Genomic DNA, 15,771 nt, shown 5'->3' with positions numbered 1-15,771 from the left:
TCCAGACGGGCCGTAATGCCCGGCTCACCGGGCAAATAAGGTCAACCCGGGCGGCAGGTCAGCCCGCACCCACGTGCGGGCTCAGCCCCCGCCGAAGACGCTGGCCAGGCTGCGGCCGCCCTGCACCGCGCCGTAGATGAGGACGGTGAAGTAGGTGAGCGTGCCCACCGTCATGCCGTGCCCCATGAGGATGAAGTAGCCGTCGCGCTGCAGGATGCCGATGGCGAAGAAGAGCGCGGCGAGCGCCGGAAGCGTGTTGCTGAAGGGAATCAGCCCGAAGGGCATCATCAGCAGCACGCCGGCGAAGAACAGCATGAAGCCGTTGAAACGGTTGGTGCTGCTACCGTGCGTGAGGACCAGCAGCCGCGGCTTGCTCAGCCGGTCCACGTACTTCGTGAAGACCTCCGCGCCCTTGTCCAACGCCGGCGCCAGGTTGGTGCGCAGCAGCGTCTTGTCCAGCAGCTTGCGGGGCAGCCAGGGGGTCCGGTTGAACGTCACGCCCACGCCGATGAGGACGATGAGGAGGCCGAACACCGTGGACACGCCCGGAATCGACACGGGCAGCAGGAAGGGGAAGGTCAGGATGCAGCAGAAGAGCAGGAGGCCCTGCTCGCCACACGCCTGCATCAGCTCGCGCACCGTCAGGGATTCGGGCAGCCGCGAGGACAGGGCGCGGAGCGTGGCGGAGAGCTGGACCTGGGTGTCGGAGAAGCTCGCGGACGAGGACGAAGGGTTCGACGAAGGCGTGGACATTTCAGGCCGTCACTAGCACGCCCTCCCCCCTGATGCTCACCCCCAAGCGATGTCGTACACCGCCTCCTCGCCCTCCCTGCGGACAATCTGGACGGCGGGATTGCGGGCGCCACTGGCCTCCAGGCCCGCCAGGAAGAGCCCCACGTAGAAGCCCGCCACCACCACGGGCCGGCAGGTGAGGGCATACCGGGTGGGCCCCAACTGCTCCATGTGTGTTTCCAGGTAGTTGGTGCCCGTGCGCAGGTTGCGCGTCATCCGCGCCAGCATGCGCTGCGGGCCCAGCAGCCGGACGGTGCCCAGGAGCGCGTTGCCGATGAGCGTGGAGCTGAAGCCCTCCACGAAGCGCTTCCCCACCACCGCGGCGGCCTCGTCCAACGGCGACTCCGGGGCCAGGGTGGCCGCCGCCACCTTCAGCGCGGCGACCCAGACCTCCAGGGGATAGGCCAGGGCGAGCGAGCCCCGCGTGTCGAGCCCCGCGTCCCGCAGCCGGCCCGCACACGTGTCGTCCAGGTCGTCGCCCAATGCGCGAATCAGACCCTGGAAGCTCTGCTGGAATACAAGGGGTTCAGGTTTTTCCAAGCCGCGGCAATGTATCGTTTGGAGGACAGGTCCTCAACCCGGCGGGTCCCCCGGGTGCGATGACTTATCAACACTCCGGCGGGTGTCCCGAGCGCGTAGCGCATTCAACACGCCGTGCCATTCGGCGCTGGGCGCGCGCGACGCGGTGTGGTGAAGAGCCGACAGCCCGCGTCATGTGCGTGGGCACGACATCACGGCACCTCGACCGCCTTCTGACTTCGCCGGAGCCCGCCATGAACATGTCCCCCCGTCACCTCTTCGTCGCGGGCGCCACGGGCGCCACGGGCCGCAACGTGATGCGCCAGGCGATTGCGCGCGGCGTTCCCGCGACGGCGCACCTGCGCCCCAAGAGCGCGAGCAGCGAGCTGGCCCAAGCGTGGCCCCACAAGGCGGTGGTCGAGATAGCGCGCGTCGACGAACTGGTGGAGCAACTTCGCGGCGCGGGGGTGACCACGGTGCTTCAGCTCATCGGCACCATGCGCAAGCGCTTCGGCTCAGGGGACACCTACGAGACGAGCGACATCGGCACCACGCGGAATCTGGTGCACGCGGCGAAGAGCTTGGGCGTGGACCACCTGGTGCTGCTCAGCTCGGTGGGCGCGGGCCGCCCGGTGGGGGCCTACCTCAAGGCCAAGGCGGAGGCGGAGCGGTTGGTGCGCGAGAGCGGCATCCCGTGGACCATTGTCCGCCCGCCCGCCTTCGAGGGCGAGTACCACCACATCAGCCCCGTGCTGCGCGCGCTCACGCGCCTGCCACTGCTTCGCGGCATGCGCCCCATCCACCTGGACCAGCTCGCCGCAGTGCTCCTGCGCGTCGCCGAGCGGCGCGCGCCCCTGAATCAAGTGCTGGAGGGAGACACCCTCTGGGCCGAGGTCGCCGCCGCGGGCGCCTGAGCCGTCTTCGCGCCCAGGGCCCGCGGTGCACAGGCGTCAGCGCAGAGAGCCCCAGTTGTACGTGGGGTTGGCGCCGCCGGTGAGCACGCGCCAGATGCTGCCGTCGTGGTAGCTGTAGCTGTCGCGGATGGCCTTGTGGTTGTTCGACACGTTCCAGTCGTTCGGCGTGGTGGTGCCCACGTTGTAGAGCAGCGTGTCGCCCCACACGGACCAGAGCACCCAGGGCCGCGCGTCAATCTCAGACACGGTGGCGTAGCGGCTGTCGCCCCAGCGCACCGGGAGCTTGTCGGTCTCCGCGAGCATGCGCGGCTTGCGGTAGCGCGCGCCCAGGTCCGTGTAGAACTGGCCCGGGAAGTAGGGATTGCCGTGGTAGATGTCCACCGCGACCACGTCCACGCGGTCATCGCCCGGGTAGTAGTTCCACGGGTCACCGCCGTAGGTGCCGTCCCACTCGTACGGCGACCAGACGAAGATGAGGTTGTCGAGCCCCCGCGTCCTCACCAGGTAGTCATGCATGATGACCCAGAGTTGTCTGTACTGGGCGGGGTCCTGGTTGGACCACCAGAACGGCGACGCGTTGGGGCGCTTGTTCATCTCGTGGAACGGGCGGTACAGCACCGGCACGTTGAGCTGCTTCAGGATGGCGAGCTTGTCCGCCGCGAAGGACAGGTCCGACAGGAGCGCGCGGTACTCCGCCGTGTTCGCCTGCCAGTTGATGACGCGGCCGAACCAGTTGTAATCCATCCACGGCTGCCGGAAGTTGTTCTCCCAGCTCTTCACGGACGCGCCGGGATAGGACTGGTGGAAGCTGAAGCCAACGATGCCCTCGCCGAAGAGGAAGCGGTCGCGAGCGAAGCCGACAGACGTGTCCACGTAGGGCGCCTGGTACGTGGGCCCGTAGTTGCCCGGCCCGAAGTCGAACTCCACGAAGCCCGGCCGGCGCCCCGCGATTTCGCCCACGCGCACCCAGTACTCGCCTGCGTAGCGCTCCTTCTGCGCCTCGCAGTGCTGGCCCATGATGGTCTGCTTGGAGACGCCGTTGCGGCTGTTGTTCTCCAGCGTCACCAACAGGTCGAAGACCTTCCGCGCCTGCGGTGAGGGGAACGGGGTGCTCAGCGTCCGGGAGACCTGGGCCTGGGCTGCCGTGGGACTCAAGTTGAGGAGCAGGGCCGTGACGCATACGGCGGCGCCCAGAATGACTCTCCGGAGGGGGTTCGAAAAACGTAGCGACGCAGCAATCGATGACGTGTGCATGTGGGTGCGGCCTCCCTTTGCCTGCATCGCCGAGAACTGGCAGGCGGCCCCTTCTTGCGTCAACCCTCAATTCAGGCAAAACATGAACAAACAAACACCTGCATCTGGGGGCATCGAACAATGGGAACCCGGCTACTTCTCCGGCTGCTGCTCGCCGTGTTCATACAGGCCTGCGCCACCACAGAATCATCCCGAGCACAGACAGGAGCTGACGCGAGCACGGAATGTCATCCGAGTCCGGAAGCACCTTGCGTCAACTTGTTGTGTATCGGCGATGCCTGCGGCTTCTACCGCTGCGACAACGACCTCCGCCCGTTCCAGCTAGCACGATTTCCACCTGCGCGGCCACCAGCCGCGGCAGCAGCTCCGGGCGCCGGTCCCAGGAGAAACTGGGGACCTGGGCAGCAACTTCCTCGGGGGGCCGTCATGGTCTTCCCCAACTGGAATGGTGCTCCAGAGCGAATCATCCCACCTTCCCACCAGCTTCCGGCGGGAAGATGGGAGAAGCACCACATCTTTCCTCAGGCCCGCGACCTCGCGGAGTGGTTCGAGACCCAAGGCGTGAAGATTCACCACTACACCATGCCGATTCCACGCGACCTCCACCAACGGATTCACCGGGGCGGAGAACGCGGCGGCGCGTGGAATCAAGCCTGGCGGGAGTTCATGGAAGCCAGGCCCAACGCCCGTCCGGAGGACATCTACAAGCATGCCGGCCAGCTCATCTACCGCTTCCAACTCCTGGGCGGTCCGATTCAGCCCTACTATTCCCGGCCGGGAGCATGACGACGAATGACCCGCTACTACTGGCTCGTCGAAGACAAGGCCGCGACCGCTCGCCACGCAGGCGACATCAACGCGGCACATCGGTGGAAGCTACCGGGGCTCGCCAGTTGCCCAGGATGTGGCGCGACATGGGCAGGCGCTGGTCACTACTACCCCGCCGTTGACCTGTCCGCGCTCCCTGAACAAGCCTCCTTCTTGAAGGCGAGGCCCGAACCTTTCTCCGAGTACGCGCGGCTGCGTGAACTCGTGCGTCCTCTCGCCCCTCCGCACGTGCCGCTCCCACCAGGAACTCGGTTCGGCCCGCTGGAAGGCACGGCCCGAGGAGATCTCGGTCCATTCACCTGGATAGGGAACGCCCTGCTGCTGATGCGCCAGGATGCGCTGGAGCAGCTCCAGATGAAGGATGTCTACGGTTTCATCGGAGGCTGGGCCTCGTTACGGTTCCGGCAGAAGTCACCTCCGGCATACTTCGAGCCCCAGCTCCAACCTCATGGGCGACTGCATCCCGACTGCCTCCCGAGGGATGCGACTCCACCGTGTGGAACATGCGGCTGGGTGGACCTTTCTCGCCCCGAAGAGCCCGTACTGGATGCGACAGCAATTCCCCCAAACCTCGACATATTCCGGCTGGGGAACTTCGCAACGATGATCGTAAGTACTGAACGCTTCATGAATGCGGTACTTCAATCGAAGCTGAAAGGCATCCGCTTTCTCGAACTCGCTATGCGCTAACCGCCACGCAAACACCGACGCACTGTCCCTCTCCAACAGCGTGCATCATCCCGAACCAGGAAGGCGTCTCATCTGTTCGCATGGCAGAAAATCGGTGAGTTACCTGCTATGCTTCGTCACCGAACTGACCATCCGCGACGCAACGCTAAGGCTCCAGGCATCACGGCGAGCGAAACATCCCAGACCCGGATTTGCTGGAGATGAACACCACCTACACATGTTCAACGCCTCTCGGCATCACCGCGAACGGGGCTGACGGCGGCGGCTCGCCTGAAGCGAGCCAACAGCGGTGCTCAACGCCTCTCGGCATCATCGCGAGCGGGATTAGGTCGGGTGGCGCGAGGATGACTTCCTCGACACATGCTCAACGCCTCTCGGCATCTCGGCGAGCGGGACGTCACCTCCGGGCTCGCGTCGGTGGCCCAGAATTAGGCTCATCGCCGCACTGCGAGCGGGACGCGCGAGCTATCGAACCCGCGCGGCTGGCAGCGATCGTTCTCAACGCCTCTCGGCATCATTGCGAGCGGGGCCAGAGGTAGCAATCGCAAAGGGCGTCCTCGACTGGTAGGGTTCAACGCCTCTCGGCATCACCGCGAGCGGGACCGGCACCGTGACGGCGGCGGTAGACCCGACGTGCAGGTGCTCAACGCCTCTCGGCATCACGGCGAGCGGGACTCCGGGACATGCTCTACGAGGTCACGGCCATGTCCGACATGTGCTCAACGCCTCTCGGCATCACGGCGAGCGGGACCCGGCCCCCTGCCCATGGGAGGGCGCTTGGTGTCGGCGAAGTGCTCAACGCCTCTCGGCATCACGGCGAGTGGGACTCATGGCCATTGGCGCGATGACCATCAAGGATGGGTGCTCAACGCCTCTCGGCATCACGGCGCGCGGGACCAGCGGTGGGACGAGAAGCTGGGGCAGAAGATTCGTTCCGGTGCTCAACGCCTCTCGGCATCACGGCGCGCGGGACTTCCCGTCACGTCCACCGGCATGGTGGCGACAGTCAGGTGCCCAACGCCTCTCGGCATCACGGCGCGCGGGACTACCGCCTCCACTACGCCGACGGGCACGTCGAGTGCTCAACGCCTCTCGGCATCACGGCGCGCGGGACGAGGCCAGAGAACGGTCGCCGCCTTCGCTACGTGTGCTCAACGCCGATCAGCATCACGGCGAGCGGGACCGGCTTCGTGAAGGGAATCCACGCCTGGACGCCCTTGCGCTCAACGCCTCTCGGCATCACGGCGAGCGGGAAAAGGCGCGCTCGAAGGCGTCGTACTTGCTCCGAATGTGCTCAACGCCTCTCGGCATCACGGCGAGCGGGACCACGCCTGCGTTGGCCGCTGCCGTCACCACGCCCTGGATGTGCTCAACGCCTCTCGGCATCACGGCGAGCGGGACGCCGACCCCCAAGGAGGCCGCCAGCGGCGTGCCGTGCTCAACGCATCTCGGCATCACGGCGCGCGGGACTTGGGTGCCCGCCGCTCACGTACGGTCATTTTGCAAGCGTGCTCAACGCCTCTCGGCATCACGGCGAGCGGGACCCTCCGGCGTCGATGAGGTCGGAGTCAATCGACTGCACGGTGTGCTCAACGCCTCTCGGCATCACGGCGAGCGGGACCCTCGTATCCAGATTCAGGCAAGGTGGCCCAACTGAAGTGCTCAACGCCTCTCGGCATCACGGCGAGCGGGACCCACCCCCCATTCCCCACCCACCCCCTCGATGGGTCCGTGCTCAACGCATCTCGGCATCACGGCGAGCGGGACCGGCCCCGGACGACCCGAGTCGGGCGGAGTAGCAGGTGCTCAACGCCTCTCGGCATCACGGCGAGCGGGACCCGATCCCGTACAGCGACGCCATGCGCACGAGTGCGTGTGCTCAACGCCTCTCGGCATCACGGCGAGCGGGACCTGGGGTGCCCACCAGAGAAAAACACCGTCTCGTTCATGTTGTGCTCAACGCCTCTCGGCATCACGGCGAGCGGGACCTCAACAAGCTCTACGGCCTGCCCCTCGCGCTCAACGAGTGCTCAACGCCTCTCGGCATCACGGCGAGCGGGACCCTAAGAAGGTTTCTGAATTCGCATGCGTGGGCAATGTGCTCAACGCCTCTCGGCATCACGGCGAGCGGGACCCGACCACCCGCGTCCCGTTTTTCGCCGCCGAGTTCGAGTGCTCAACGCCTCTCGGCATCACGGCGAGCGGGACCCGGCCTTTCGCACCAGCGTTTCCATTCGGCCCGGGTGCTCAACGCCTCTCGGCATCACGGCGAGCGGGACCACTTCCGTTCTTCATGCAGCGCACGGCGAAGGTTGGTGTGCTCAACGCCTCTCGGCATCACGGCGAGCGGGACCGAGGGCGCATGCGCGAGCACGCCCAGCCAGTGTTTGTGCTCAACGCCTCTCGGCATCACGGCGAGCGGGACCACGCTCGCCCTGCCCGGCGTGGCCGAGCGGGAAAAGTGCTCAACGCCTCTCGGCATCACGGCGAGCGGGACCAGCCCGCCTGAATCTCCCAACAATTCCGCCAGCTTACGACCCTCTTTTCAAGCACCTCCCCCTCCTTCACCCAGGTTGGCAACCCCAAGCCCTACCCAAGGTCGCCAACCCCATGAAACCCCAGGGCTTTTCGTCGATCATGCACCTATTCACCTGTCAAAGAGCCTCAACCCCATGAACTTCCTGGGGATTTCAGCACTATCGCCGTCGCGGGCCTCCGCCACGGCGAGGTGCTTGATTGTCGCTCACCTCACAGCACCTTGAAAAGTGCGGGCTCCTCCGGCCAATCCTCCTTCGCGTTGATGGCCCGCACGCGCTCCACGCACCCGCCACAGCGCCCAATCACCAGCAACGTATCCACGGCATCCATCCGGCGCGCCAGCTCCCAGCGCAGCTTCTCGCGGTCCCGGTCCGTCAGCGAGCAGCGAAACACCGAGAGCTGCAACCACTCCCCATACCCCTTCAGCAGGGCGTACACCTTCCGCCAGCGTCTGGGGTCGCGGATGTCATACGTAATCAGATACCAACGCCTCGGCTCGGCCATGGCTCACCTCAAGCGGAACGTCGCGAACAGCCCCGGCTTGCCCGTCCACTCCTTCTCCAGCAGCCGCACCTCCAGCTCCACCAGCCGCGCATAGCTGAGCGAATACCCCAACACGTTGTGCTTCCACGTCTCCCGCTTGCGGCGCTCGTACAGCTCGATGGCCTTCGCCCGCCCCGCCTTGCTGAGCCAGACGTGCTCGGACGTCACCTCGAAGTCCGCCTCCACGTCCCACGTCCGCCGGTTCACCGATGCCACCAGCGGCATGTCCGCCAACGGCACACGAAACAGCTCCATCACATCCAGGCCCAGCGGACCCGCCGAGCCCCGAGGCTGGTGGTAGAAGCCGAACGCCACATCCAGTCCCACGGACCGGATGGCCGCATCCACCTCACGGTGCACCATCCCATACAAGAAACCGAGCACCGCGTTGAACCGGTCTCTCGGTGGCCGCCGGTTGCGCCCATCGAAACGCAGACGCGGGTCCACGTCCTCGCCTTGAAGATACGGCAGCGCCCCGAAGTACCGTGCCGCTCCCGCGCCTTCCAGCCCCAGGAGCACGTCCCGGGAAGGCGCCTCCGCGCACTTCGGGAGCAACGCCCGGAGATCCCTCACCGCCGAGGCCAGCACCTCGCGGGCATCCGCGTCTCCGCGCGACGCACGCAACAAGAAGCGGAGCTGCCCCTCCAACTTCGCCGCGACCAGACGACGCGCGAGCCCCAGGCTCACCGACTCCTGCCGGAGCGCCTCGAACTGGCGCATCCTCCGGTGGACATGCCCCGTCCCGCCGCCCAATCCCCCCAGATAGCGACCACCGGAAGTAAACCAGTGCACGCCGATGTCGTTCTCCACGCAGTACGCCAACGCCTGCGAGCTCACCTGCACCGCGCCATGCGCGACGAGCGCCGAGACCATCCGCCCCGGCTGTCTCGACGGCGCCCCCTCCCCTTCCGGAGGCGTCACCACCAGTTCCTCCGACGCACGCCCCACCCGAGTCCCTGGTGTCGCCACGTGCAGCACCTGCCGCACGTCGTCCTCCGGAAAGAGCCGGGGCCGGTCTTCCCCGGCGACCTGCCGCTCCTCCTCGGGCAGACACACGGGCGCGAGCGAGCACTTCGCGCACTTTCGCTCCTCTTGCGTCACGGGTGGCCGCTCCCGCGACGCTCGCAACAACCGGGCACGGGCCACGGCCGACGCCACCTCGCCCCGCAGCGCGGCATCAAGAGGGAACCGCACCGTCGTCTCCGTCTGGTGATAACGGACCCGGCACTCCACGGGTACACCTGGGAAGCGCTCCTCCACCAGTAGCGCATAGGCGCCCACCTGGAGCCGATCGCTCGGCCAGGCCCCCGGCACCTCCGGGGCCGGCGCATGACGTCCGCGCTTGTGCTCATGGACGACCAGGGTCCCCTCTCGCGTCCTCACCGCGTCCACCCTGCCGTGCAGGCCCAAGGCTTCGCTCGCCAACTCCAGTTCGACGCGCTCGCCCTCCTCCTGGAGCTGATGGTGCAGCCTCCGTCCCGCGTAGATGGCGGCGTCCGCCACACGCAACTCCTCCACTTCCTCCAGGTAGAAGAGCCGTTCGCAGTACGCGAGCGCGTGCAACGCATGCGTCCGGATGGACGGCTCAGTATTCGCCGGCTTCGGACTCAAGACGGATGTGCTCATTCATGGGGCCCCCCGCCCCGGTACAGCCCTACGACAGACAGCTATGCGGCCTCTTCCACGAGCGGAATGCGAGGAAGCCGCTGAACCTCGGGGGCCTCCGTGACCGCCTCGAGCCGCCCCACCGCGTAGCGCGAGCCGCGAGTCCCCACATGGTCCACCCAGACCGGCAGGGTGATGCCTCCCATTGACGCGGTCAGGAAGACGCGACAGTCCGAAGGAGGACGCCCCTCCGGGAGCAGGCGTGCGTCGTTGATGAGGTGCGTGGACTCGCCCAACGACCACGCACCAGCACGCTCCACGGTGCCGGGTGCCCGCATCGCGCGGACGACACGGGCCTCCAACGACTCGGCGGAGGCGTGCTCCTCGGAGCTGTCACACCAGACCACCAGATGCGCGTCGATGACGAGCTGCTGCTGGTCTGGCGCGGCGTTCTCTTCGTTCCCCTTCGCGACCTTGAGGTTCTTCGTCCGCCAGAACGTGCGGAGCACCGTGCTGATGCCAGGCGCGTTCAACAGCCCCGCCGTCACGCGGCAGCCCCGGTGCCGTTCACGGTCCTGCTCACCGACCAGCGACAGCAGCGCGCCGTAGCAGGTCGCTGGCGGCGGAAGGACTTCGGTCTCCACCAACTCACGCGCCCGGCCCTTCCGCCAGCACGCCACGGGCACGGTCAGCTCGATCGCGATCACTTCTTCCCCACCTCCATCCGCTTGCAGGCCGCGCGGCAGGCGGCGACAACACCCGTGTGGAGTTCCGCGCCCGCGAGCACCTCGCGCTCCTCGGCGCTCAGCCCCTCCACCACATGCCCCCCCAGGACCAACTCCTTCGCGGGAACATCGCCGCTCTTCACCTTGCGCAGTAACGAGGCGAGCTCCACGCCCCCTGCCCGGGATGACGGCTCGAAAGCATGAAGAATGCGAGGCGCGGCCTCCTGCGTGAGCCGGAACACGACCGACTCCGGGCTGAAGTCGAAGAGGAAACGACCGTGGTTCCCCGCGACCGGCCCCAATGCACACAACTGGTTCAGCGCCGTCGCGGCTCTCGCCGGTACTCGCAGTGCCTCTGGCGTCAGCGCCACGCCATACTGATAGCGCGTCGCATGCATCTCCGTGCCATAGGGAACAGGGTTGCTGCCCTTCTTCTGCGCGGACGGCGTGGCTCCCGGGCTCGCGGCGTTGAAGGTAACATCCCCGGACCACGGCGTGAGGCTCACGGCACGCGACACCTCCAACACCGCGCGGCGGACCTTGGCCGTCCCCTTCTCCTTCTCCTGCTTCGCCCCCTCCGCCGACATGAAGCCCAGCAGGTCGTCGTCGATGTACGTCTTCTCCTTGGACTTCGCGGCCCAGGCGCTGAAGGCGTCGTCCTTCCACACGTTGGCGCGCGCAGCATCGTCGTAGGTGCGGTTGCAGGGCTCCTGCTCATTCAAGCGCCGCCGCAACGCGAAGCGAATGGACTCCGCGGAGACAGTGGTGTGGACCTGTCCGTTCCACACCAGCTTCTGAAGACTGGTGATGTTTCCCTCGGTGAGGCCCCGGTTGTTGGCGGCGGTTCCCAGCGGGGTGACGAAGGCGGCGAAGACGTGAAGGCTCATGACATGGCTCCGGTAAAAGAGTGCTCAGGACAGCTCGGACGCGTCGGATGACGCCTCCGCGTCCTCCAGCTCCGCGGTATCGCCTCCGCGTCCTTGGTAGCTGGCCAACGCCACCAATGAGAGGTCACGGGCATCCCGCCACCGCTCCGGCCCAAGCAGGGGCAGGATGTCCTTCCAGTGCTCTTGGAGTTCCCGATTGGGACCGGCGCGGCTCCACAGGTCCGCGAGCGCCGCCCGTACCTGCTCCGGCGTCTTGGCCCCCGCGAAGCTCAGCCGCAGGCGTTCGCGCTCCCCTTTGAGCCTGTTGGAGCGCGTGGCCGGGGGACTCTCCTTGGTGTCCTCGTAGATGCCCCTGAACCGGCTGCGCAGCGCGAGGTGAACGCTCTGGACGAGCCACTGTTCGGACTCCTTCAGCTTCGGATGCATGGCGATGAGCCCCTTCCTTTCGTCCCACAGCAACGCGCCCAGGTTGTCCCGGCCGCAGTAGTCGTGAATGAAGCGGCCCTCCGCCGTCGTCGCGGTGGCGAAGCCCGCGAACCAGGGGCGCGCGGCAGCGAGGTTCTCGGTGATGAAGGCGCGCAGCGCGCTGGTCGCGATGAAGTAGCCCGCCTCGCCCTTGCCCTCGGGCTTGCGCACTCTCAGCTTGGACTTCAAGGCGGCGGCAGCGACCTCATAGGCGTTCAGCACGTCCTCGCTCACCGTGTCCTGCCGTACCACCGCGCCGCGAATCTTCTGTTGTGCGTTCCACGGCATCTGCCGCAGCGCCACCGCCTCCGCGGCGCCCAGCACCTTGCCGAGTTCCCCCTTCGCCTCCAGCTTCATCGCGAGCTGCGCCGCGAGCACCGCGTCCGAGGCCCCAGCCACCGCGACATCCACGAGCCTGCCGGGCGTCAGCCCGGAACGCAGCCGCGCGAAACAAACTAGGTCCGTGGGCGCCAGCGCCACGAAGGCACCACCTCGGAGCTGCGGCAGCTTGAAGGAGACACACCCCACGAGCGCGAAGCATGCACAGAGCGCCTCCTGCGCCGTGTACTCCACCTTCGTGACCCGCACGCCAATGTGCCGCTCCGCCGCCCCTGGGTAGGCCCAGCTCGCCAGCACCGTGCTCCCCGACTCCAGTGCCTCGAGCACGTTCTGCCAGGCGCCCTGATGGACGAAGGACGCGTACCCCTGCGACTCCACGACCACCGGCTGGTCATCCACCTCGAAGGTGATGCGCTTGCGCGTCCCCCCCTGCGTCGACTTGCCGTGCTGGAGGAAGGTCACCTTCAGCGCGTCATGAAGCGCGGCGGCCAGCTCGGGCGGCGGCTCAGGGGCGTTTGGACGTCTCGCGCCGGGCAGGTCGATGAAGCCTTGCTTCACTCGGAACGACGCCTCGAACAACGGCTTGAGCGTGGCCTCGGGTGCCGCACCGCCCCAATCGAAGTGGATGGCCTCTGGCGACACCGTCGCCGTTCCGGGCCCCAGTGAAACCGGTGACGGCCAGGAGGCGGACGGCGTCGCGCCCAGGAGAATGGCGCGAAGGGATGCGGCCAGCCCACCCGCGCCCGCCCGCAGCAAGGGCGTCATCCCAGGTGCGTACAGCGAGATGGAGAGCGGAGCAGGCAACGCCTTCTTCCGCGGGCTCACGGCTTTCGCCATCGCGCACCTCGCAGTTCGTCGTAGTCCAGCGTGCCCGCTGGAGGGATGGGGTACGGCAGCCGGCCAGGGCGCGGCCAGCCACGCCACTTGAGGGACTCAGGTGGAAGGTTCATGGGCAGGGTGACTTCGTGGGCACGCACCTCGCCCGCCAGGACCTTCCGGGCATCCTCCTCCAGGAGCACCGTCAAGCTGGGGCTCCCGTCGCGAACCGGCGCGGGCCAGGTGTCGAAGCGTCCGTCCAACCAGGTGCTGGAGTACCGCTGCGGCGCCTCCGTCACCCCGTGCGCCTCCCACGCGGACACCAGGTCTCGCTGACACAACTCCCCCATTCCCAAACGTACGAGCCAGGCACGTGCATCGCGCAGGGCTGGTGCTGAATAGGGGGCGCCATCGAAGGGCAGCACCACGAAGGGACGGACCCGCTCCGGCGCTTCGGGCGTACTGCGACGGTTGAGACGCCCCAGGCGTTGAATGAGCGCGGGGATGGGCGCCAGGTCCGTGACCAGCAGGTCCGCGGACAGGTCCAGGCTCATCTCCGCCACCTGCGTCGTCGATGCGAAGACGGAGCAGCCGCTCTTCGCGAAAGCCGCGACGACAGCGCCATGACGGTGGACGCGGTCCTCGTAGCGAAAACGGCTGTGATACAGCAAGGCATGAGCACCACGTGACGAGGCCGCCTCAGCGGCCCGCATGCAGCGATCCACGGTGTTGCTGACCCACAGCACCTTGCCGTCGTCCCGCAGGCACTGGGTTACGAGAGGCCACGGGTCCTCGACGTCGAGGCGCTGGTAGCGCGGCAGCGTCTCCAGGTCCTCCGGTCCGTCGACCACCGCGAGGCTCCGGCCATGGACGCGCTCGCACAGGTCACGCAACGCCCCGAGCCTCGCGACAGGCAGACTGGCCGTCATCAACAGGACGGGGAGTCCCGGGAGGGCCTCCAGGAAGCGCAACAAGCAACCGAAGAGCCGGTCATCGTAGGCATGGATTTCGTCGAAGACGACGCAAGCAGAGCAAAGCGATGGCCAAGCATAGAGCCCCTGGCGCTGGCTCTGGACGAGCCCGAGCACCGTATCGGCCGTGCAGCTCATGGCATCAACGCCCCATGAGCGGAGCGCGTCGAGCCGGTCCTGATCCCGCGAGCCCCTACCCGGGTCCGCACCATCCCGGAGGCCGAAGATGTCGAAGTCCACTTCCGCTCGCGAATGCTGCAACCGGGCATCCACATCGGCGCCATGGAGGTAATCCCGAAAGCCCTCGGTGGCCGTGCCCATGGTTGGATAGGTGAGCCACAGGGGACGGCCCGGATGCCGCGTCACGGCCCACAGGTATGCGGCGACCGTCTTGCCACTGCCACACCCGGCCCGCACCAGCGTCACGGGCGCGGAGCTCCGAGCCACCGCATCCTGGAAGGGTCGTGGCAAGCGACCGCCGAGGCGGCGCTCGACCACGGTGCGAAGCGCCTCCGCCGGGTGTGGGGCCGTGAGCTGCCGGTCCACCCAGTCCTGTTTCTCGCCGCTCCGAGGAAGCGCCGAGCCAGCGACGTCCGCCGCGAGCACCAGCGCTTTACACACGGACAGGAGCCGCGCGTCCGGAGAGTCCACGGGCACGACGCGCTCGAAGTCGTCCTGCCAGGACTGGAGCTGGTCGCGCGGGTGCTCCTTCCTCGTGGCCCGCAGCACGATGGGCGCGGTGAAAACCGGCGGCGCGGAGAGCTGGAGCTCCTCGGCGATTCGCTTCAACGTCCGGGCGAAGTCCTCATGATGAACCCACAACTCCAACGACAGCCCGGCCCCCGTGCCATCCGGCGCGAAAGCGTCTGACTGAAACTTGCGGTGGTGGGCCGCCGCGCTGACCAGTGCGAGGCACAGGTCCAGCTCATCCATCCCGCCCAGGAGCCACGACGAAAGAGGCTGGCCTGGCCAGCAAAGCCACAGGGAGAGCGCTTCATGTCGAACCAACTGCGGCTCGGTGCGCTTGCGGCGGAGCATTGACTGGAAGTGCTCGCTGCACTTGCCCAGGTCATGGAGCGCAGCGGCGAGCAGGGCGATGCGCCGCAGACGAGGCTCCCAGGTCGGGGCCAATCCCGCGGCCAGGAGCGACGCGCGTCCCCGGTGTTCCAGGAGCCGTCGCGCGGATGACAGCACCAGGGCGGTATGTCCCAGCAACGTCGCTTCGCCCTCGGGCCTGTCGGGCGTGGCGGTCGTCTTGGCCAGCAGCCGCTTCACGCGGCCTTCCCTCGAGACTGAGCGCGCGCTACTCGGCCCGGCGGAAGGAAGAGACCACATCCCATGTGACGGCGGCCGCCCAAGCCGCGCTCCTGCACGCGGAGCGAGTGTTCGGCGGACAGTCCATGCAGTTCGAGCGCGAAGCCCACGACCTTCTTGCCAGCGATGCACACGATGCGCCGACGGCCCACCTTCAACGAAGCCTCGACGCCGAACGTCTCCAGCGCCCGGGTGACCGCCACGACAAAGGAAGCCTCGTCCATCGCGTGCTTGAAGGTCACCAGCCGCGCGGATAGCACCGGCACCGGCTCCAGGGCGTACAACGAGGGAGCGCCCAGGGACAGGCGCCGTCCCGCAACCTCCAGTGGTGCGCTGACCAGCGGCAACAATGTGCCCACGGCATCGACGGGACACCGAAGGCGCAACGTGCCCCGCCCCAGGTAGAGCAACTCGCGGGTGTTGCTCACGCCCCGAAGAGAGAACACCCCCATGTCCGCACACTCATGCAGAGCGGGGATGTGACGAGAGAGAGCGGCGAACAGGAGATAACCGTGGTCGAGCGGAACCGGGCCGCCTTGCACAGGGAACAGCAAATCAACAAACGCCATTC

At 67.2% G+C, this 15,771-nt stretch carries 13 protein-coding genes and 1 CRISPR repeat array; of the genes, 3 read left to right on the top strand and 10 right to left on the bottom strand.

From position 1 onward, the window contains the following. Positions 1–81: 81 nt before the first annotated feature. Entirely contained in the window at positions 82–753 is a 672-nt protein-coding gene (locus tag A176_RS35350; RefSeq protein ID WP_002634027.1) for an exopolysaccharide biosynthesis protein, read from the bottom strand. Positions 754–789: 36 nt separating this feature from the next. After that, complete coding sequence (locus A176_RS35345; protein ID WP_002634028.1) at positions 790–1,332, bottom strand: TIGR02265 family protein; 543 nt, start codon at positions 1,330–1,332, stop codon at positions 790–792. Between the two features lie 233 nt (positions 1,333–1,565). Between A176_RS35345 and A176_RS35340 the strand changes: the two genes are divergently transcribed. Further along, positions 1,566–2,225: an SDR family oxidoreductase gene (locus tag A176_RS35340; protein ID WP_002634029.1), complete on the top strand. Its 660-nt coding sequence runs from the start codon at positions 1,566–1,568 to the stop codon at positions 2,223–2,225. Positions 2,226–2,261: 36 nt separating this feature from the next. On the opposite strand, the gene A176_RS35335 is transcribed toward A176_RS35340, so the two are convergent. Next, positions 2,262–3,380, bottom strand: a complete 1,119-nt coding sequence (locus A176_RS35335; RefSeq protein WP_002634030.1) for a glycosyl hydrolase — start codon at positions 3,378–3,380, stop codon at positions 2,262–2,264. Positions 3,381–3,599: 219 nt separating this feature from the next. On the opposite strand from A176_RS35335, the gene sitA6 reads away from it, so the two are divergent. Together sitA6 and sitI6 are read left to right on the top strand one after the other, a co-directional pair. Then, positions 3,600–4,265 carry a SitA6 family polymorphic toxin lipoprotein gene (sitA6, locus tag A176_RS35330; protein ID WP_044889968.1) on the top strand — a complete coding sequence of 222 codons (666 nt, stop codon included), beginning with the start codon at positions 3,600–3,602 and terminating at the stop codon, positions 4,263–4,265. 6 nt (positions 4,266–4,271) lie between these two features. After that, entirely contained in the window at positions 4,272–4,997 is a 726-nt protein-coding gene (sitI6, locus tag A176_RS38460) for a SitI6 family double-CXXCG motif immunity protein (RefSeq protein WP_021781220.1), read from the top strand. Positions 4,998–5,490: 493 nt separating this feature from the next. After that, positions 5,491–7,495: a CRISPR direct-repeat array (repeat unit 37 nt; unit sequence GTGCTCAACGCCTCTCGGCATCACGGCGAGCGGGACC). Positions 7,496–7,745: 250 nt separating this feature from the next. Here sitI6 and cas2 read toward each other — a convergent pair. The 7 genes from cas2 to cas6 are packed head-to-tail and all read right to left on the bottom strand — an operon-like array spanning position 7,746 to position 15,769. Then, on the bottom strand, positions 7,746–8,039 hold the full coding sequence (cas2, locus tag A176_RS35325) for a CRISPR-associated endonuclease Cas2 (RefSeq protein WP_002634032.1): 294 nt from the start codon (positions 8,037–8,039) through the stop codon (positions 7,746–7,748). A 3-nt stretch (positions 8,040–8,042) separates the two neighbouring features. Then, entirely contained in the window at positions 8,043–9,704 is a 1,662-nt protein-coding gene (locus tag A176_RS35320; RefSeq protein WP_002634033.1) for a type I-MYXAN CRISPR-associated endonuclease Cas4/Cas1, read from the bottom strand. 41 nt (positions 9,705–9,745) lie between these two features. Continuing rightward, a complete protein-coding gene (gene cas5 / locus A176_RS35315; protein WP_002634034.1) occupies positions 9,746–10,390 on the bottom strand; it encodes a type I-MYXAN CRISPR-associated protein Cas5/Cmx5/DevS in 645 nt (214 codons plus the stop codon). Further along, positions 10,387–11,295 carry a type I-B CRISPR-associated protein Cas7/Cst2/DevR gene (cas7i, locus tag A176_RS35310; protein ID WP_002634035.1) on the bottom strand — a complete coding sequence of 303 codons (909 nt, stop codon included), beginning with the start codon at positions 11,293–11,295 and terminating at the stop codon, positions 10,387–10,389. The genes cas5 and cas7i overlap by 4 nt, the downstream gene beginning before the upstream one ends. Positions 11,296–11,319: 24 nt before the next feature. After that, positions 11,320–12,924, bottom strand: coding sequence for a type I-MYXAN CRISPR-associated Cas8a1/Cmx1 (gene cas8a1 / locus A176_RS35305; RefSeq protein WP_021781223.1), 1,605 nt, complete (start codon positions 12,922–12,924; stop codon positions 11,320–11,322). Continuing rightward, positions 12,921–15,161 carry a CRISPR-associated helicase/endonuclease Cas3 gene (locus A176_RS35300; protein WP_002634037.1) on the bottom strand — a complete coding sequence of 747 codons (2,241 nt, stop codon included), beginning with the start codon at positions 15,159–15,161 and terminating at the stop codon, positions 12,921–12,923. Before A176_RS35300 ends, cas8a1 begins: the two co-directional genes overlap by 4 nt. Beyond that, positions 15,158–15,769, bottom strand: a complete 612-nt coding sequence (gene cas6, locus A176_RS35295) for a type I-MYXAN CRISPR-associated protein Cas6/Cmx6 (protein ID WP_082282888.1) — start codon at positions 15,767–15,769, stop codon at positions 15,158–15,160. Before cas6 ends, A176_RS35300 begins: the two co-directional genes overlap by 4 nt. Between the last annotated feature and the right edge of the window lie 2 nt (positions 15,770–15,771).

It is taken from the genome of Myxococcus hansupus, from assembly GCF_000280925.3.
Classification (GTDB): Bacteria; Myxococcota; Myxococcia; order Myxococcales; family Myxococcaceae; genus Myxococcus; species Myxococcus hansupus.
Note: the sequence above shows the minus strand (reverse complement) of the source record. Positions and strands in the feature narration are given on the sequence as shown.